Here is a 17,722-nt window from a genome sequence, read left to right on the forward strand (position 1 = left end):
ACGTCAACCGGAAGGCCGGCATGTCGGGAGCAGCAGCACAGATCACCGTCCCCGCCTGGCTGACCCACAGCCTCACCGCCGGCGAGGGCGAGGAGGGCCGCCAGTGGCTGGCCACCCTCCCCGCCACCGTGGCCGGCTACCTGACCCGCTGGGACCTCACGCTGGAACGGGTCCTCGACCCCGGCGGCAGCCTGAGCCTGGTCGCGTACGTGCACCGCGACGACCTCTCCCCCGCCGTCCTCAAGACCGGCTTCCGCACCCCGGAGACCGCCCTGGAGCACGCCGCGCTCACCCACTGGGCGGGTCGTGGGGCCGTCCTCCTGCTCGACGCCGACCCCGCCGAGGGCGTCCTGCTGCTGGAGCGGCTGCACGGCGACATCCCGTTGCGCTCCCTCGCCGAGCCGAAGGCGATGCTGGAGGCGGCCAGCCTGCTGCACCGGCTCTGGGTGGAGCTGCCCGACGAGCACCCGTTCCCGACGCTGTCCTCCCGCGTGGCCACCACCGTCGAACGCCTGCGGGAGGGCCGCACCGAGCTCCCCGACGCCGCCGACGCCGCCCAGCCCCTGTTCGCCGAGGCGCTGGAGACGGCCCACGCACTGGCCGACTCCGCCACCGAGACCTTCCTGCTGCACGGGGACTTCCACCACGGCAACGTGCTGGCCGCGGACCGGGCCCCCTGGCTGGCGATCGACCCGCGCCCGCTGGCCGGTGAGCGCGCCTTCGACCTGGCCCGGCTGGCGCTGGACCGGGCGGACACCCTGGTCGGCTCCCCGGGCGCGCCCGCGGCCGTCCGCCGCCGGCTGCACCAGCTGGCCGACGCCCTGGAGGTGGACCGCGACCGGCTGCGCGGCTGGACCCTGTTCCGCGCGGTCGACCTCGCCCTGCGCGCCCTGACCGCGGGCCGCCGGGAGGACGCCGAGCTCCACCTCGAACTCGCCGGGAGCCTCCAGCCCTGAAGACCTGACCCTTAGCGGCCCCGCAGCGGGAGCCGCGCCCCCATCACCGCGTACAGCCGGTCCGTGGCCGGGAACCGCACCGCCCGCGCGAGGTCCTGGTAGCCGAGCGACCGGTAGAGCCGCCGGGCCGGGGTCTCCGCGTCGATCGCGGAGAGGATGCTGCGGTCGAGCCCCGAGCGCTCGCACAGCGTGCGGATCAGCCGGGAGCCGACGCCCTGCCCCTGGTACTCGGGCAGGACGTGCAGCTCGGTGACGGCGAACACGCCGTCCAGCCAGTCCCCGTAGCCGCGCGCGGTGAGGTAGGGCTCGATCACCGTGCTCCACCAGTGCTCACGCCGGTTGGGCATGCCGTAGCCGAAGCCGACCAGCCGACCCGCGCTCAACGCGCCGAGCGCGATCACCCCGGGCTGCTGGGCGTGCCGCCCGACGATGTGCAGCCGGACCGCGACCTCCTCGGGCGTCAGCCCGAACGCCACCGCCTGGACCTCCAACGCCTGCGGCGCCCAGGCCGCAAGGTCGATGGCCTCGATCGTCACCCCGGTCAGCTGATCCATGCCCCGGACGTTACTACCCGTGGCCCGGCAGCGCGGGCGAAGATCGGAACCGACCGCCTCAGAACAGCACGCTCATGAACGCCCCGACCTCACGGAAGCCGACCCGCCGGTACGCGGCCCGGGCCCGCAGGTTGAAGTCGTTGACGTACAGCGAGACGACCGGCGCCACCTCCCGCAGCGCGATGTCGAGCACGGCCGCCATCCCGCTCTCGGACAGCCCCTGCCCCCGGTGCTCCGGCGCGACCCAGACCCCCTGGATCTGGCAGGCCCCCTCGGTGACCGCCCCGATCTCGGCCTTGAACACCACCTGCCCGTCGTCCCCGAATCGCGCGAACGACCGCCCGGTGGAGACGAGTTCGGCCACCCGGGCCTGGTAGAGCAGACCGCCGTCGCCGGCCAGCGGGGAGACCCCGACCTCCTCGGTGAACATCGCCACGCAGGCCGGCATCAGGGTGTCGACCTCGTTGCGCCGCACCCGCCGCACCAGCGGGTCGGGGGCGATCTCGGCGGACGGCACGGTGGTGGCGAGCAGCGGCTGGTGGGCGCGGACGTCCCGGGCCGGGCCCCAGCTGCGCTCCATCACCGCCCAGAACGCGGCGGTGGGCCCGGCCGGACCGACGATCGAGGAGCAGCGGCGGCCCTGGCGGCGGGCCCGTTCGGCGAAGGCCTGGACGGCCTCCGGCCCGGCCTCGACCAGGACGAGGTTGGCTCCGGCGTAGCAGAGCGCGTCGAGGGCGCCGTCCGCGTCGTACCAGCCCCACATCTCGCCGCCGAGCCGCCAGGGGTCGAGGCCGACGGCTTCGACCCGGGTGGCGACGAAGGCGTTGGCGACCGGGTCGCGGTGGAGGACCTCCAGGGCGTCCGCGAGGTCGGGGGGCTCCAGCACCCGGGTGGTGGCCAGCGCGCGGGCGGCCTGGAACGAGCTGGGGAGCATCACACCTCGATCGAGCATCGAGACAGCACCTCACTGAGACGACTCTGGCCGCACCCTACTCCGTGGCCCCACCCGGCTACGGCCGCGGGGCCGTCCGCGAACGGACGGCCCCGCTTCCGGAAAACTTCACGCGGTGGACCCGCGCGAGCACTACCTGGTCACTCGGCGGCGACGACGGTCGGCGCACCGGCCTCGACGCCCTCGGCGGTCATCTGCTCGGCGAGCTTGAGCGCCTCCTCGATGAGGGTCTCGACGATCTTCGACTCGGGGACGGTCTTGATGACCTCGCCCTTGACGAAGATCTGGCCCTTGCCGTTGCCGGAGGCGACGCCGAGGTCGGCCTCGCGGGCCTCGCCGGGGCCGTTGACGACGCAGCCCATGACGGCGACGCGCAGCGGCACCTCCATGCCCTCCAGGCCGGCGGTGACCTCCTCGGCGAGCTTGTAGACGTCGACCTGGGCGCGGCCGCAGGACGGGCAGGAGACGATCTCCAGGCCGCGCTGGCGCAGGCCGAGCGACTCCAGGATCTGGGTGCCGACCTTGATCTCCTCGGCCGGCGGGGCGGAGAGGGAGACCCGGATGGTGTCGCCGATGCCCTCGGCCAGCAGCGCGCCGAAGGCGACCGCGGACTTGATGGTGCCCTGGAACGCCGGGCCGGCCTCGGTGACGCCCAGGTGCAGCGGGTAGTCGCAGGCGGCGGCGAGCTGGCGATAGGCGTTGATCATCACGACCGGGTCGTTGTGCTTGACCGAGATCTTGATGTCGCGGAAGTCGTGCTCCTCGAACAGCGAGCACTCCCAGAGCGCGGACTCGACCAGCGCCTCGGGGGTGGCCCGGCCGTACTTCTCCAGCAGCCGCTTGTCGAGCGAGCCGGCGTTGACGCCGATCCGGATCGGCACGCCGGCGTCCCTGGCGGCCTTGGCGATCTCGCCGACCTTGTCGTCGAAGGCCTTGATGTTGCCGGGGTTGACGCGCACGGCGGCACAGCCGGCGTCGATGGCGGCGAAGACGTACTTGGGCTGGAAGTGGATGTCCGCGATCACCGGGATCTGCGACTTCTTGGCGATGATCGGCAGCGCGTCGGCGTCGTCCTGGGACGGCACGGCGACCCGGACGATCTGGCAGCCGGAGGCGGTGAGCTGCGCGATCTGCTGCAGCGTGGCGTTGATGTCCGAGGTCACGGTGGTGGTCATCGACTGCACCGAGACGGGGGCGTCACCGCCGACCGGGACGTTCCCGACCATGATCTGCCGGGAGACACGGCGCTTGGCGAGCGGCTTGAGCGGCAGGGACGGAATACCGAGCGAGATCGCGGTCATGTGCGCAGGGTTCCCCGGGGTTGAGGTGTGGTCGACCGCCCGGCCGCTGGGACGGCCGAGGCCGGGCGCGCAACGATCGCGCACCCGGCCTCAACGGTACGGCACGGTGGTGGGCCCCAGCACACCCGCCGTACCCGAACGCCCTAGCTGATCTTGACCGGGTTCACCAGGTCGGCGACCACCACGAGCAGGGTGAACCCGATGAAGATGCTGGCCACGACGTAGGCCAGCGGCATCAGCCGGGCGACGTCGAACGGGCCGGGATCGGGCCGCCTGAACACCCGTGCGACATGGCGCCGGACGGCCTCCCAGACCGCGCCCGCGATGTGCCCGCCGTCCAGCGGCAGCAGCGGCAGCATGTTGAACAGGAACAACGAGAGGTTGATCCCGGCGAGCAGGTTCACGAAGAAGGCGACCCGCTGGCTGCCCGGGATGTCCAGCGAGAACACCTCGCCGCTGACCCGGGCGGCGCCGACCATGCCGATCGGGGAGTCCGGATCGCGCGGGGCGTCGCCGACGACGGCGTTCCACAGGCCCGGGATCTTGCCGGGCAGGGCGACGAGGGACTTCACCCCGTTCTCGCCCATGTCGTACATCCGGTCGAGGGACTGCCCGAAGGTCTGCTGGACGATTTCACGCTTGGGGGTGAAGCCGAGGAAGCCGGCCTCCACGGTCTGGCCCTTGACCGGCCGGTCCTGGCCGTCGAACTTCTGCACCTGGTTGACGGCGATGGTGGGGTTGAGCGTCAGCCGCTGCCCGTCGCGCTCGACCACGACCGACACGGTCCGGCCGGCCGACTTGCGGATGTCCGCCTGGAGCTGGTCGTAGTCGCGGATCCGGTCCCCGTCGAAGGAGAGCACCTTGTCGCCCTGCTTCAGCCCGACCTGGTGGGCCGGGGTCGGCGAGGCGTCGGCGGGGCAGACGTCGGTGGGCTGGCCGGCCTTGACGATGCACTGCGAGACCGAGCCGATGACCGGCACCGACATCGGCTGGCCGAAGCCCATGTTCACGGTCAGGAACAGCCCGAACGCCAGGATCAGGTTCATGAACGGACCGGCGAACATGACGATGACGCGCTTCCACGGCTTGCGGGTGTAGAAGAGCCGGTGCTCGTCGCCCTCCTGGAGCTCCTCGTACGAGGCCTCCCGGGCGTCCTCGATCATGCTCCGCCAGGGCGAGCTGCTGCGCTGGGTGATCCGGCCGTCCTCGCCCGGCGGGAACATCCCGATCATCCGGATGTACCCGCCGAACGGGATCGCCTTGATGCCGTACTCGGTCTCGCCCTTGCGCCGCGACCAGAGGGTCGGGCCGAAGCCGACCATGTACTGCGGCACCCGGATGCCGAACAGCTTGGCCGTGGAGAGGTGGCCGAGCTCGTGCCAGGCGATCGAGACGAGCAACCCGATCACGAAGACCAGGATGCCGACCACCGTCATCACCGTTGCCACCGTCGCTCCTCCGTCATGCCGCTCCGCTCGTCCTCTTGTCCTACCGGAGTCGGGCCCAGGCCGACCCCTCGGCCGGTCCTCAGCCCGCCGCCAGCTCGCGGGCCCGGGCCCTGGCCCAGTCCTCCGCGTGCAGGACGTCCTCGACCGTCAGGGAAGTTCCCGGGACGGGCGTGCCGTGCTCCGCCACGACCTTGGCAACAGTGTCCACGATTCCGGTGAAGGCGAGGCGGCCCTTCAGGAAGGCCTCCACGCACTCCTCGTTCGCGGCATTGAACACCGCCGGAACGGTCCCGCCCAGGGTGCCCACCTCGCGGGCCAGCTCCACCGACGGGAAGGCCTCGTTGTCCAGCGGGAAGAACTCCCAGGTCGCGGCCTTGGTCCAGTCGCAGCCCGGGGCGGCGTCCGGCACCCGGTCCGGCCAGCCCAGACCCAGGGCGATCGGCATCCGCATGTCCGGCGGGCTGGCCTGCGCCAGCGTCGAACCGTCGGTGAACTCCACCATCGAGTGCACCACCGACTGCGGATGGACCACGACCTCGATCCGGTCGAACGGCACGTCGTACAGCAGGTGCGCCTCGATCACCTCCAGGCCCTTGTTCACCAGGGTGGCCGAGTTGATCGTGACGACCGGGCCCATCGCCCAGGTCGGGTGGGCCAGCGCCTCCGCCGGGGTGACTCCGGCCAGCTGCTCCCGGGTCCGGGTCCGGAACGGGCCGCCGCTGGCGGTGACCACCAGCTTGCGGACCTCGGCCCGGGTACCGCCGGCCAGCGCCTGGAACAGCGCCGCGTGCTCGGAGTCCACCGGCACGATCTGCCCCGGCTTCGCCACCGCCTTCACCAGCGGGCCGCCGACGATCAGCGACTCCTTGTTGGCCAGCACCAGCACCCGGCCCGCCGCCAGCGCGGCCAGCGTCGGCCGCAGCCCGATCGAACCGGTGATGCCGTTCAGCACCGAGTGGCACTCCATCCCGGCCAGCTCGGTCGCCGCCTCCGGCCCGGCCAGCACCGCCGGCAGCGCCCGGCCCGCCGCCTTCGCGGCCAGCGCCGCGCGCAGCGCCGGCTCGGCCGCCGGATCCGCCACCGCCACCGTGTGCACACCCAGCGTCAGCGCCTGCTCGGCCAGCAGCTCCACCCGGCCGCCCGCGGCCGACAGGGCGACCACCCGGAACCGGTCCGGGTTGCGGAGCACCACGTCGATGGCCTGGGTGCCGATCGACCCGGTCGACCCGAGGATCACCAACTCCCGGGGGCCGGACGGGTCCTGGACGGTGGGCGTGAAACGCAGCTGCGGGTGGGCGAGCGAAGTCATGCGCCCATTGTGTCCTGTCCGAGACCTTCCCCAGGACGCCGGTCCCCGCCCGGGGCTACCGTCGGAGCCATGCGTACCGTCATCGCCGGGGGCCACGGACAGATCGCGCTGCACCTGGAACGGCTGCTCGCCGCCCGCGGCGACCGGCCCGCCGGCATCATCCGCCGCCCCGAACAGGCCCGGGACCTGGAGGACGCCGGCGCCGAGCCCCTGGTGCTCGACCTGGAGTCCGCCACCGCCCCGCAACTCGCCCAACTGCTCGCCGGCGCCGACGCCGTGGTCTTCGCCGCCGGCGCCGGCCCGGGCAGCGGCGCCGCCCGCAAGAACACCGTCGACCGCGACGCCGCCGTGCTGCTCGCCGACGCCGCCGAGCTCGCGGGCGTCCGGCGCTACCTGATGATCTCCGCGATGGGCGCCGACGCCCACGCCCACCACCCCGCCGACGAGGTCTTCGAGACCTACCTGCGGGCCAAGGGCGCCGCCGACGACGCCGTCCGGGCTCGCGCCGCGCTGGACTGGACGGTGCTGCGCCCCGGGCGGCTCACCGACGGCCCCGGCACCGGCCTGGTCCGGCTCGCCCCCTCGGTCGGGCGCGGCGCGGTGGACCGGGCCGACGTGGCCGCCGTCCTCGCCGCCCTGCTGCGCGAGCCGGGCACCGCCGGGCAGACCCTGGAACTGGTCGCCGGCAACGCCACCGTCACGGAGGCCGTCGCCGCCGCGGGCGGACACGTCTGAGGCCCGGCCCACACGGGTGTGTAAGCCGGGCCTCGGAGCGTCGTCGCCCTTACAGGTCGAGGCCGGTCAGGACCAGCACCTTCTCGACGGTGTAGTCGGCCATCGCGTACTTGACGCCCTCGCGGCCGACACCGGAGTCCTTGACGCCGCCGTACGGCATCTGGTCGGCGCGGTAGGACGGCGCGTCGCCGATGATCACACCGCCGACCGCCAGCTCCCGGTGGGCGCGGAAGGCGGTCTGCAGGTCGTGCGTGAACACGCCCGCCTGGAGGCCGAACGGCGAGTCGTTGACGGCCGCGAAGGCCTCCTCGACGCCGTCCACCTTGTGCAGCGACAGCACCGGGCCGAACACCTCGGCCTTGGCCAGGATCGCGTCCGCCGGCAGCTCGGCCAGCACGGTCGGGGCGTAGGTCGCGCCCTCGCGGGTGCCGCCGGCCAGCACCTTGGCGCCCTTGGCGACCGCGTCGTCCACCCAGGACTCCACGCGCTTCGCGGCGTTCTCGTCCACCAGCGGGCCGACGTCCGTCGCGTCGTCGTTCGGGTCACCGGTGACCTGGGCGTTGACCTTCGCCACGACCCGCTCCACCAGCGCGTCGTACACCGACGCGTCGGCGATCACCCGCTGCACCGAGATGCAGGACTGGCCGCCCTGGTAGTTGGCGAACATCGCGATCCGGGTGGCCGCCCAGTCCAGGTCGGCGTCCGAGGACCAGTCGGCGAGCACCACGGCCGCGGCGTTGCCGCCCAGCTCCAGGGTGGTGTGCTTGCGCGGCACCGAGTCCATGATCTGGTAGCCGACCTTGTCCGAACCGGTGAAGGAGATCACCGGCAGGCGCTCGTCCCGTACCAGCGCCGGCATCCGGTCGTTCGGAACCGTCAGCACGCTCCACGAACCGGCCGGCAGCTCGGTCTCGGCCAGGATCTCGCCCAGCACCAGCGCCGAAATCGGGGTCGCCGGAGCCGGCTTGAGGATGATCGGGGCGCCGACCGCGATCGCCGGGGCGACCTTGTGCGCGACCAGGTTCAGCGGGAAGTTGAACGGGGCGATGCCCAGCACCACACCGCGCGGGAAGCGCCGCACCACCGCGAAACGGCCCACGCCGCCCGGGTCGGTGTCCAGCCGCATCGTCTCGCCGTTGGTCCGGCGGGCCTCCTCGGCGGCCCAGCGGAACACCGAGACGGCCCGGCCGACCTCACCGCGGGCCCACTTGATCGGCTTGCCGTTCTCCGCGGTGATCAGCTGCGCGATCTCCTCGGTGCGCTCGGCCAGCCGCTTGGCCACGTGGTCCAGCGCGGCGGCGCGCACGTGCGCCGGGGTCGCGGCGAACACCGGCAGCGCGGCGACGGCGGCGTCCAGCGCCTCCTCGACCTGGGCCTCGGTCGGGATGCTCACCTTGCCGACCAGACGGCCGTCCCAGCTGTTGTGCACCTCGAAGTCGGCGTCGCCGCTCGCCCGGCGGCCGGCGAGCCAGAAATCGTACGTGGTGGTCACCGTGGTACCGGCCCTCTCCTCGTCGTCGTCAGGCCCACGAGCGTGGGACCCGAACCCGAGGGTAGGTCGGTCGGCGCGCCGACCGGATTGGACGACTAGTAGCGTTCGTCCCCGGGGCCACTCCATCCCGTCCAGACCGGTGTTCTATTCCTCCCCGGAACGCAACGCCAGCCACAACTCCATCCGCACGTCCGTGTCGTCCAGCGACCGCCCCAGCAGCTCCTCGACCCGGCGCATCCGGTAGCGCAGCGTGTGCCGGTGCACCCCGAGATCCGCCGCCGCCGCGTCCCACTGCCCGTGCCTGGACAGCCACGCCCGCAGCGAGGCCACCAGATCACCGCGGGCCGTCCGGTCGTGCTCGCGCAGCGGCCGCAACAGCCCCTCCGCGAACGCCGTCACCGCGTCCTCCCCCAACAGCGGCAGCAGCGACCCCGCGCCGACCTCCTCGTGGTCCACCGACCGGCGGCCACCCCGCAGCGCCACCGCCAGCGCCCGCTCGGCCTGCGCGTGCGCCGTCCCGGCCTCCTCCAGCGCGGCCGGCGCCGAGACCCCCAGCGACAGGCCCTCGTGCTCCTCCACCGCCCCCAGGCAGGCCCGGTGCACCGCGCCGTTGTCCAGCGCCAGCACCATCAGCCGCGGCCCGTGCGCACCGTCCTCCCGCGCCACCAGCAGCTTCTCGCCCACCCGGGCACCGGCCTGCTCGGCCCGGTCACCCAGCTCCGCGAGCCCCTCCCCGGCATCCGCGTTCGGCCCGGCCCCGGCCACCAGAACCCGTATCGTCCCCTCCGGCAGGCCGCCGAACAGCCCCACCGCCACCTGCCGGGCCGTCGCCACCTCACCCGCCAGCACCATCCGCAGCAGCGCCGCGCCCATCCGCTCCTCCGCCTGCCGCAGCTCGCGCGAGCGCTCCAGGGTGAGGGTCAGCAGCGCCACCGCCGCGTTCAGCACGTACCGCTCGGTCGGCGTGATCCGGTCCTCGGTCCCGACCGCCAGGAAACCCCGGGCCCGCCGGTCCGCCCCCAGCGACTGGACCACCACGTAGTCCTCGTCCGCCGTGTCTATCCCCGGCGACCGCCCCTGCAACGCGGCACTCGACGGCGCCGGACGCCGACGCAGCCGGTCCACCTCCGCCGCCAGCCGCCCCGCCCGCCGCGCCGCCCAGTCCGGGGCCACCACCGACAGCGCACCCGACCCGTCGTACAGCGCCGCCCAGCCCCCCAGCCGCGCCGCCAGCCGGCGCACCACGGCCGTCGTGCCGTCCTTGCCCAGAGCGGCCCTGGTCAGCTCCTCCTGCGCCTCGAAGCTCGTCGTCACCGCCTCGTACTGCTCCGCGGCCAGCGCCGCCGACACCACCTTGCTGATCGCGATGAACGGCGTCGGCTCCGGCACCCGCAGCAGCGGCAGCCCCCGCTGCGCCGCCGCGTCCACCAGCGGCTGCGGCACCTCGGTGTGCGACAGCCCGACCCCCAGGCCCAGCCCCACCACCCCGGCATCGGCCAGCCGGTGCACGTACGCCTGCAACTGCGCGGCCGTCCGGCCCAGCTTGATCCCGGTGGTGAGCAGCAGCTCGCCACCCTCCAGGAACGGCGTCGGATCGTCCAGCTCACTGGTGTGCACCCAGCGGACCGGCCGCTCCAGGTGATCCGCACCGGCGAGGACCGTCAGATGGAGCGAACTGTTGCGGACGACGGAGGCGAGTGTGGGAGGCATGGCACCTTCGGGGGAACGACCTGACCGCGCCGTTGCGGCCGGGCGGGGAGAGGGCAGTGGGACTGGTGAGGGTCTCTCCCCTTCATTATGGACGCCCCGGACAACCGGCACTGCCGAATCCACCTCGAAGGCAGGCTCCTCCCCCACCCGGCCCCCCGCCCCGCCCTCACCCCCGCAGATCCACCAGCAACGGCGGCACCTGCTCCCCCGACACCGCCGTCAACGACACCACCGCGTGCCCCGCCGGCAACGCGTGCGCCAGATCCGACGGCGACCACCGCAGCCGCTCCACGTCCCGCGTCGTCACCGACTCCGTCTGCGCCGTCGTCCCCGACAACGCCTTCCGCCCCAACCGCCCGGCCCGCCGGATCACACCACCGGAGGTGTCCGGGGTGTGCGTCACGGCGGTCTCCTGCACCAGATGGGTCCCCCAGGCCTCCGAGAACAGCCGGCCGTCCCACGGCGCGATCCCCGGGAACGCCACCCGGCAGCCGACCGCGCCGAACAGCGGCGCGCGCAGTGCCTCCGGCAGGTCCACCAGCGTGCGCAGCAGCAGCACCGCGCCCGCGTTCGCCCCGCGCATCCGCTGCAGGCCGCGCACGGCGGTCGCGTCCAGCGCGGCGGAGGCGTCGTCCACCACCAGCCCGGCGAACAGCGACCGGTCCTCACGGGCCCCCGCCGCCTGCACGAACTGCCCCACCACCAGCCGCGACAGCATCCGCGCCGCCTCCGGGTGACTGCGCTCCGGCAGCTTCACCCGCACCCGCAGCGGATGGTCCAGCACCCGCATCGCGAACGGCGGACGGCCGGTGCCGTCCGTCGCGAAGGCACCCTCGAAGGCCGGCCGGTCCAGCAGGGCCAGCCGGTCCGCCAGCAGTGCCCCGGGATCGTCCGCCCGGCCGCGCTGCCGCTCCCGGTGCTCCAGGTCCCGCTCGTACGCGGCCAGCCGCCCGGCCACCCCGAGCGCCTTCACCAGCGCCGCCAGTGCGTCCGGGTCGCCGGCCGACAAGGCCCGCAGCTCACGCACCCCCGGGTAGCGGCCGTACGCGGCGTGGAACGGGCCCACCACCTGTTGCAGCGCCGTCCGGGCGGTCTCCGTGCGGGCCGTCAGCTCGTCCGGCAGCAGCGCCTCGGCCAGCCGGGCGGCCGCCTCGTCCGGATCCTGCGCCGCCCCGTAGAGGTCCAGGCCGTACACCGAGGTCCGGTCACCGGGGGCGATCACCACGTCGTACCAGGCGTCCGGACCCAGATCCGCGTCCGCCGCCCCGACCACCACGGCGCAGGCCGTGCCTGCCAGCGCCTGCAGGCACAGCGCCTCGGCCACCGGCCGGGCCAACCGCGCCGTCTTCCCCGTCCCCGCCGGGCCCACCGCCAGCAGCGAGGTCCCCAGCACCGCCGGATCCAGCGCGAACCCGGCCGCCCGGTGGCCCAGCGGGTTCTTCGGCACGTCCTGGGCGGTGCCCAGACGCACCTGACCCAGCAACAGATCGTGCTGCCCGCCGCGGCCGGGCAGCTCGCGGGCCTCCGACGGGTGGGCGAAGGCCGCCGCGCCGCGGGCCGTCACCTGGTCGACGAAGGCCGGCACGAACGCCGGGTCCGCCTGCGCCGACTCCCACGCCCGCTGGATCCGCACGTAGTCGACGTCGCCGACCGCCTCCCCCTCCAGCCGCCCCGCCGCCTCCGCCGCCCCGCCCTGCCGCAGCCCGTCCCACGGGTCCAGCCGCCGCGCGGCCTCCGCCGCCACCTCGTCGTCCCCGGCGGGCTCCACCTGCGTCACCGCCCGCGACAGCAACGGCGCCACGTACCGCCGCCACACCTCGGGCCAACGGCCCATCCTGCCGAAGACCTTGATGACCACGCCGATGACGAACGCGTTGGCCACCAGGAGCGTGAACATTGCCTCGGACTCCGATGGCGAGGCAAGCGGGCCGATGCCCGTTTGTCCGCCGAACCACACGAGTACGTAGGTCAGCAACTGCGTGCCGTACAGATAGGCGAACCACCCCACCACCGCGTTAAGCGCCGCCCGCAGCAGCAGCGGCCAGGTCGCGACCTGGGCCGCCTCGGCCCGCTCCGGGTCGAGGCGGCGGTAGCCGAGCCGGTAGACGCCCGGTTCGGCCTCGGGGCGGGGCGCGGAGGCCCAGGTGGTGAGGTCGAAGGCGGGGCTGCCGCCGCCCGGGGTGGCGGGGCGTTGGTGGGGCATCGGGGTGGGGGGTCTAGTGGTGGTGCGATCGCCGTGGTGCTGTGCCCCGTCCTGTGCCATGTACGGCCCCGCTCCCTCGCCCGCCCGGCCCGACCGCCGTCGGTGCCGCCATACCCATGCCGCCGTACCGGCGACACGCCCGCGCTCAATGTAGTGGAGCAGGACCTGCGGGTAGTTGCGCCACCTGCGCTGGCCGTGCCGGACAAGTCGGATGGCGCAGTGCTACCGAGTGGCGCATGCCGGGCCGGGGAGGGCGGCCGTAGCCTGCGAAGACCGAGCCGAGAAGTCTGGAGAAACCCATGAGCGCCGCAACGCCGCTCCCGCAGGAGCGCCGCCTGGTCACCGCGATCCCCGGTCCGAAGTCGCAGGAGCTTCAGGCCCGCAAGCTGGGTGCGGTGGCGGCCGGTGTCGGCACCACCCTGCCGGTGTACGTGTCCCGTGCCAACGGTGGCGTGCTGGAGGACGTGGACGGCAACTCGCTGATCGACTTCGGCTCCGGCATCGCCGTGACCAATGTCGGCAACAGCGCCGAGGCCGTGGTGGCCAAGGCGTCCGAGCAGCTGGCCGCCTTCACCCACACCTGTTTCATGGTGACCCCGTACGAGGGCTACGTGGCCGTCGCCGAGCAGCTGAACGAGCTGACCCCGGGTGACCACGAGAAGCGCACCGCGCTGTTCAACTCGGGCGCCGAGGCGGTCGAGAACGCGGTGAAGATCGCCCGCGCCTACACCAAGCGCACCGCCGTCGTGGTGTTCGACCACGGCTACCACGGCCGCACCAACCTCACCATGGGCCTGACGGCGAAGAACATGCCGTACAAGCAGGGCTTCGGCCCGTTCGCCCCGGAGATCTACCGGGTGCCGGTGGCCTACCCGTACCGCTGGCTGACCGGTGCGGAGAACTGCGCCGCCGAGGCCGCCGCGCAGGCGATCGACATGATCAACAAGCAGATCGGCGCCGACAACGTCGCCGCGATCATCATCGAGCCGATCCAGGGCGAGGGCGGCTTCATCGAGCCGGCCAAGGGCTTCCTGCCGGCGATCGTGGAGTTCGCGAAGGCGAACGGCATCGTGTTCGTCGCGGACGAGATCCAGACCGGCTTCTGCCGGACCGGCCAGTGGTTCGCCTGTGACGACGAGGGCATCGTCCCGGACCTGATCACCACCGCGAAGGGCATCGCCGGCGGCCTGCCGCTGGCCGCGGTGACCGGTCGCGCCGAGATCATGGACGCCGCGCACGCGGGTGGCCTGGGTGGCACCTACGGCGGCAACCCGGTGGCCTGCGCCGCCGCGCTGGGCTCCATCGAGACGATGAAGGAGCTGGACCTCAACGGCAAGGCGCAGCGGATCGGCGAGGTCATGCTGGGCCGCCTGCGCGCGATGCAGGAGAAGTTCGACGTCATCGGCGACGTCCGCGGTCGTGGCGCCATGATCGCCGTCGAGCTGGTGAAGCCGGGCTCCAAGGAGCCGAACGCCGAGGTCACCGCGGCCATCGCGAAGGCCTGCCACGCCGAGGGCCTGGTCGTGCTGACCGCCGGCACCTACGGCAACGTGCTGCGCTTCCTGCCGCCGCTGGTCATGCCGGAGCACCTGCTCAACGAGGGTCTGGACATCATCGAGGGCGCCTTCGCGCTCCAGGGTGTCACCGCCGCCTGATCAGGCGCCACCTGCCCGCCGGAGGGTTGTCCGGACAGCGCTGAACGGCCCGTGGGGACCTCCGGTTCCCACGGGCCGTTCGGTTTGTGGAGACCGTACGGCGGCCGTACGGCGGCCGTCGGGCACGATCATCGGGAGGTCCTGGGGGTTGCCCACGGCGGGGTGAAGATGATGTGCGGAATCGCTGAAGGCGCTCGGCGCGGAAGGGCTGTTGACGTAGTGTCATCACAGATGGACAGCGAGCCTCAGCCATTGGCGGAGCCGTCCGCGGAGCCGCCCGCTGCGGCGGGTCCGCGGGTGCGCCGCGAGGACAACCAGGCCGTCCCGGGAGGGGCGGCGCATACCGAAGGCCGATCGACCGACCGTCCGACCCACACCCCCCGGGGCGCACGGAACGGCGATCATCAGAGCCGCCCCGGAGCTCTCCCCCCTGCTCCGGGGCGGCTGTTCCGTGCCCGGGGCCGGGTGGCCGTGCCCGGGGTGGCGGCGGGCGTGCTGGCCCTAGTGTCCTGGCAGGTGGCGGTGGGCGGCCCGCTGCTCGGGCTGGACCGCTGGGTCCGGCAGACCGTCCGGAGCGCCCACCAGGAGGTGCCGGGCGGGCTGTTCGACCGGCTGGGTCACGCCCTGTCGGACCTGGGCAGCAGTGTCCCGGCGGTGCCGGTGCTGCTGGCCGCGGGCGTGCTGGCCGCCTGGCGGTGGCGCCGAACGGGCGCCCGCACGGAATCCGGGTCAGGCCCGGGCACGGACGCGGGCACCGGCCCGGGCACCGCGACTCGGCATTGGTGGCTGCCGCTGCCGGTGGCGGCCCTGACGGCGGGGCTGATCCCGCTGCTGGTGGTCCCGGCGAAGGCGGTGTTCGCCCGGCCGGGCCCGTCGGGGGATCCGCTGACGCCGGAGCAGTGGGGCTGGTACCCGTCGGGGCACACCGCGACCGCCTCGCTCGCGTACGGCGTGGCGGCGCTGCTGCTGGCCCGGACGGTGCGGCCGCGCGCGGCCCGTCGGCTGGCGGCGGGGGCGGTGCTGCTGGCCGTGGGGGTCGGGGCCGGGCTGGTGTGGAGCGACTTCCACTGGCTGCTGGACGTGGTGGCCAGCTGGTGCCTGGCCGTCCTGGTGCTGTGGGGGCTGGCCCGTCGGCTGCCCCGGCGGGCGCGACGGTCGGGGCCCGGCCCGGGGGCCGACCCGGGGGCCGTACCGGACCAGCTCCGCCCGAGCCCGGGCAACGGATCGCCGATGACGGACCGCCGGTAACGCGGCACCGGCGCCGCGCTCTTCCGGCAACGGGCCACCGGCAGCAGCTGCGATCAGGCCTCGGGCTCGTCGTTGCGGTGGACGAGGCCGGGCTCGCCGTTGTCGCGGTGCCACTCGACGACGAGCTCGTCGCGGGCGCCGAAGCGGACCAGGTGGCGGCCGACGACGTCCTCCAGGCCGGGCAGGTTCTCCCGCTCGCCCTCGACGGTGAGCAGCAGCGCGTCGGGCAGGGCCTCCAGGGTGGCGGTCCCGGCGCCGAAGGTCAGCGTGCCGCGGCCGGTCTCCTCGGAGAAGGCGGCTTCGATCTTGCGGCCCATGTGGGCGGCGAGCTGCTTGGCGTAGCGGCCGGGACGGTCGGTGGCGACGCGCGCCGTGGACGTGGGCATGGGCCCTCCAGGTTCGGGGAGGGAACTTAGGGTCCCCTCAGCAGGAGCCACGCTAACGCAGGTACTGAGCTAAGCTCAACATATTTCCCCGATCGCCGTCCGCCGCCGGGAAGGGGGCCCGGACCGGCCGCTACGCTTGGCCGGACACCTGCCGAGGAGACCGCCGATGACCAGCACGCCGACCAACGATCCGGCGGATCCCTCCTCAGGCCTCCCGCTCAGCTCCCCGGGTGCCGCCGCCGCCGAACTGGCGGACGCGATGACCCGGGCGATCAAGCGGATCCGCCGTCAGACCGGCTGGCGGCTGGAGCCGTACGGCATCACCCCCGGTCAGGCCCGCGCGCTGCGCACCCTGGCGCACGTGCCCGGCTGCGAGACCCCGGACCAGGCGATGCGGCTGAGCGACCTCGCCGAGAAGCTGCACATCGCCCCGCGCTCGGCCACCACCGTGGTCGACGCGCTGGAGGAGGCCGGCCTGGTCGAGCGCAGCCCCGACCCGGCCGACCGGCGGGCGGTGCGGCTCCTGCTGACCGCGGACGGCCGCGCGGCGGTGGAGCGGATCGGACGGGTTCGGGACGAGGTGGCGCAGGAGTACTTCGGCGAGGTCAGCCCCGGTGACGAGGAGGTGCTGCTGCGAGTGCTGCGCTCCGCCGAGGCCCGCTTCCTCGCAGCCGGGCCGCCCCGGCGGACGGCGCCCCCGGGCGCAGCGCGCTGATCCCGGTCCCGACGATCACCGGCAGCGCGGCGGCGATGCGGGAGCGGTCCAGCGTTACCTGGGCCGGTGCCGCGTCCGGACCCGGCTGACCCGGCGCTGCGGACGGGCGGGGCGCCGACGGCTCAGCCGGCGAAGCCGATGACCAGCCACATGAAGCCCACGCCGACGACAGTGCACAGCAGGGTGCTGCGCGAGGGGTGCGGGCTGTGCGCCTCCGGGAGGATGTCGGAGGTGGCCAGGTAGAGCAGGAAGCCGGAGAAGAAGCCCAGGTAGAGGCCGAGCAGGTGCTCGGGGATGGTGAACGCCAGGGTGATCGCGGCGCCGGACACCGGGGCGAGCGCGTCCGCCGCGAGCAGGGTGACGGCCCGGCGCCGGTTGTTCCCGTAGAGCCGGGTGATCGTGTACGTGTTGAAGCCGTCGGCGAAGTCGTGCGCGACGACCGCGATGGCGACGACCGTCCCGACCGTGGTGCCCGCCTGGAAGGCGGCGCCGATCGCGAAGCCGTCCATCACGCTGTGCCCGACCAGGGCCAGCGCGGCGGTCAGGCCGATGCCCTGGTGCCCGGCGTGGTGGGCGTGCGCGTGCTGGTGGCCGTGGGTGTGCTCGGCGTACTCGCCCTCGTGGCCGCGGTGGATGGCGACCGCCCGCTCGACCACGTGGATGGTGAGGAACCCGACGGCGAACATCAGCAGCGCCTGCGGCACGCCGTGCACCTCGCCCGGCGCCTGGCGCATGGCCTCGGGCAGCAGGTCGAAGGCGACCACGCCGAGCATCAGGCCGGCCGCGAAGCCGAGGACGAGGTGGCGGCGGTCGCCGGTGCGCTGGGCGACGAAGCCGCCGATCAGGGTCATCAGGAAGGCCCCGGCGGCGACCAGGACGGCAGTCATCGGGACGCCTCCGTCGGGGTGCGCCCGTCTCCGCCGTGCGGTCTGCCCATCGTCTCCCCCTGTGCTCCACCCATGGCCGGGCCGACCGCCGACCGTACCGGACGGGTGTTCGGCGCCTGTCGGCCGGGGTGCCGCAGGCCGGACACGACCCGCTCCCCAGCCTCGGCGCGG

The 17,722-nt window shown here is 73.8% G+C and carries 15 protein-coding genes; 5 read left to right on the forward strand and 10 right to left on the reverse strand.

The genetic code is table 11. From position 1 onward, the window contains the following. The first annotated feature begins 20 nt into the window (after positions 1 to 20). Positions 21 to 956, forward strand: a complete 936-nt coding sequence (locus ABTY15_RS26460) for an aminoglycoside phosphotransferase family protein (protein WP_350600328.1) — start codon at positions 21 to 23, stop codon at positions 954 to 956. Positions 957 to 967: 11 nt separating this feature from the next. Here ABTY15_RS26460 and ABTY15_RS26465 read toward each other — a convergent pair whose 3' ends face one another. The 5 genes from ABTY15_RS26465 to dxr all read right to left on the reverse strand — a co-directional run bounded on the left by ABTY15_RS26465 (position 968) and on the right by dxr (position 6,520). Next, positions 968 to 1,510, reverse strand: coding sequence for a GNAT family N-acetyltransferase (locus ABTY15_RS26465; protein WP_350600331.1), 543 nt, complete (start codon positions 1,508 to 1,510; stop codon positions 968 to 970). Positions 1,511 to 1,568: 58 nt separating this feature from the next. Beyond that, entirely contained in the window at positions 1,569 to 2,444 is an 876-nt protein-coding gene (locus ABTY15_RS26470) for a GNAT family N-acetyltransferase (protein ID WP_350600386.1), read from the reverse strand. A 158-nt stretch (positions 2,445 to 2,602) separates the two neighbouring features. Then, positions 2,603 to 3,763 carry a flavodoxin-dependent (E)-4-hydroxy-3-methylbut-2-enyl-diphosphate synthase gene (gene ispG / locus ABTY15_RS26475; RefSeq protein ID WP_350600332.1) on the reverse strand — a complete coding sequence of 387 codons (1,161 nt, stop codon included), beginning with the start codon at positions 3,761 to 3,763 and terminating at the stop codon, positions 2,603 to 2,605. 143 nt (positions 3,764 to 3,906) lie between these two features. Beyond that, positions 3,907 to 5,211, reverse strand: a complete 1,305-nt coding sequence (locus tag ABTY15_RS26480; protein ID WP_350600334.1) for a M50 family metallopeptidase — start codon at positions 5,209 to 5,211, stop codon at positions 3,907 to 3,909. 79 nt (positions 5,212 to 5,290) lie between these two features. Then, positions 5,291 to 6,520, reverse strand: coding sequence for a 1-deoxy-D-xylulose-5-phosphate reductoisomerase (dxr, locus tag ABTY15_RS26485; protein ID WP_350600336.1), 1,230 nt, complete (start codon positions 6,518 to 6,520; stop codon positions 5,291 to 5,293). A 69-nt stretch (positions 6,521 to 6,589) separates the two neighbouring features. On the opposite strand from dxr, the gene ABTY15_RS26490 reads away from it, so the two are divergent. Next, on the forward strand, positions 6,590 to 7,255 hold the full coding sequence (locus ABTY15_RS26490; protein ID WP_350600337.1) for an NAD(P)H-binding protein: 666 nt from the start codon (positions 6,590 to 6,592) through the stop codon (positions 7,253 to 7,255). Positions 7,256 to 7,304: 49 nt separating this feature from the next. On the opposite strand, the gene ABTY15_RS26495 is transcribed toward ABTY15_RS26490, so the two are convergent. From ABTY15_RS26495 to ABTY15_RS26505, 3 genes are all read right to left on the reverse strand, one after another. After that, positions 7,305 to 8,747: an aldehyde dehydrogenase family protein gene (locus tag ABTY15_RS26495; protein ID WP_350600341.1), complete on the reverse strand. Its 1,443-nt coding sequence runs from the start codon at positions 8,745 to 8,747 to the stop codon at positions 7,305 to 7,307. Positions 8,748 to 8,891: 144 nt separating this feature from the next. Then, a complete protein-coding gene (locus tag ABTY15_RS26500) occupies positions 8,892 to 10,457 on the reverse strand; it encodes a PucR family transcriptional regulator (protein WP_350600344.1) in 1,566 nt (521 codons plus the stop codon). Positions 10,458 to 10,623: 166 nt separating this feature from the next. Next, positions 10,624 to 12,660: a type IV secretory system conjugative DNA transfer family protein gene (locus tag ABTY15_RS26505; protein WP_350600347.1), complete on the reverse strand. Its 2,037-nt coding sequence runs from the start codon at positions 12,658 to 12,660 to the stop codon at positions 10,624 to 10,626. Between the two features lie 299 nt (positions 12,661 to 12,959). Between ABTY15_RS26505 and gabT the strand changes: the two genes are divergently transcribed. Continuing rightward, the gene (gabT, locus tag ABTY15_RS26510; protein WP_350600351.1) at positions 12,960 to 14,315 is read left to right on the forward strand and encodes a 4-aminobutyrate--2-oxoglutarate transaminase; all 1,356 of its coding nucleotides are present in this window, start codon (positions 12,960 to 12,962) and stop codon (positions 14,313 to 14,315) included. A 492-nt stretch (positions 14,316 to 14,807) separates the two neighbouring features. Continuing rightward, the gene (locus ABTY15_RS26515) at positions 14,808 to 15,563 is read left to right on the forward strand and encodes a phosphatase PAP2 family protein (protein ID WP_350600353.1); all 756 of its coding nucleotides are present in this window, start codon (positions 14,808 to 14,810) and stop codon (positions 15,561 to 15,563) included. A 53-nt stretch (positions 15,564 to 15,616) separates the two neighbouring features. Here the strand turns inward: ABTY15_RS26515 and ABTY15_RS26520 are convergent, their stop codons facing one another. Then, positions 15,617 to 15,949 carry a DUF2218 domain-containing protein gene (locus ABTY15_RS26520; RefSeq protein ID WP_350600356.1) on the reverse strand — a complete coding sequence of 111 codons (333 nt, stop codon included), beginning with the start codon at positions 15,947 to 15,949 and terminating at the stop codon, positions 15,617 to 15,619. Positions 15,950 to 16,115: 166 nt separating this feature from the next. On the opposite strand from ABTY15_RS26520, the gene ABTY15_RS26525 reads away from it, so the two are divergent. Beyond that, complete coding sequence (locus ABTY15_RS26525) at positions 16,116 to 16,664, forward strand: MarR family winged helix-turn-helix transcriptional regulator (protein WP_350600359.1); 549 nt, start codon at positions 16,116 to 16,118, stop codon at positions 16,662 to 16,664. Positions 16,665 to 16,786: 122 nt separating this feature from the next. Here ABTY15_RS26525 and ABTY15_RS26530 read toward each other — a convergent pair whose 3' ends face one another. Further along, positions 16,787 to 17,551, reverse strand: coding sequence for a ZIP family metal transporter (locus ABTY15_RS26530; RefSeq protein ID WP_350600361.1), 765 nt, complete (start codon positions 17,549 to 17,551; stop codon positions 16,787 to 16,789). Positions 17,552 to 17,722: the final 171 nt, after the last annotated feature.

The organism is Kitasatospora sp. NPDC097643 (assembly GCF_040302625.1).
Taxonomy (GTDB): Bacteria; Actinomycetota; Actinomycetes; order Streptomycetales; family Streptomycetaceae; genus Kitasatospora.

Excerpts from the sequence above, each read along its gene's own strand:
- ABTY15_RS26460 (WP_350600328.1), top strand. The coding sequence starts at position 21 with ATGTCGGGAGCAGCAGCACAGATCACCGTCCCCGCCTGGCTGACCCAC.
- ABTY15_RS26465 (WP_350600331.1), bottom strand. The coding sequence starts at position 1,510 with ATGGATCAGCTGACCGGGGTGACGATCGAGGCCATCGACCTTGCGGCC.
- ABTY15_RS26470 (WP_350600386.1), bottom strand. The coding sequence starts at position 2,444 with ATGCTCCCCAGCTCGTTCCAGGCCGCCCGCGCGCTGGCCACCACCCGG.
- ispG (WP_350600332.1), bottom strand. The coding sequence starts at position 3,763 with ATGACCGCGATCTCGCTCGGTATTCCGTCCCTGCCGCTCAAGCCGCTC.
- dxr (WP_350600336.1), bottom strand. The coding sequence starts at position 6,520 with ATGACTTCGCTCGCCCACCCGCAGCTGCGTTTCACGCCCACCGTCCAG.
- ABTY15_RS26490 (WP_350600337.1), top strand. The coding sequence starts at position 6,590 with ATGCGTACCGTCATCGCCGGGGGCCACGGACAGATCGCGCTGCACCTG.
- ABTY15_RS26500 (WP_350600344.1), bottom strand. The coding sequence starts at position 10,457 with ATGCCTCCCACACTCGCCTCCGTCGTCCGCAACAGTTCGCTCCATCTG.
- ABTY15_RS26505 (WP_350600347.1), bottom strand. The coding sequence starts at position 12,660 with ATGCCCCACCAACGCCCCGCCACCCCGGGCGGCGGCAGCCCCGCCTTC.
- gabT (WP_350600351.1), top strand. The coding sequence starts at position 12,960 with ATGAGCGCCGCAACGCCGCTCCCGCAGGAGCGCCGCCTGGTCACCGCG.
- ABTY15_RS26520 (WP_350600356.1), bottom strand. The coding sequence starts at position 15,949 with ATGCCCACGTCCACGGCGCGCGTCGCCACCGACCGTCCCGGCCGCTAC.
- ABTY15_RS26525 (WP_350600359.1), top strand. The coding sequence starts at position 16,116 with ATGACCAGCACGCCGACCAACGATCCGGCGGATCCCTCCTCAGGCCTC.
- ABTY15_RS26530 (WP_350600361.1), bottom strand. The coding sequence starts at position 17,551 with ATGACTGCCGTCCTGGTCGCCGCCGGGGCCTTCCTGATGACCCTGATC.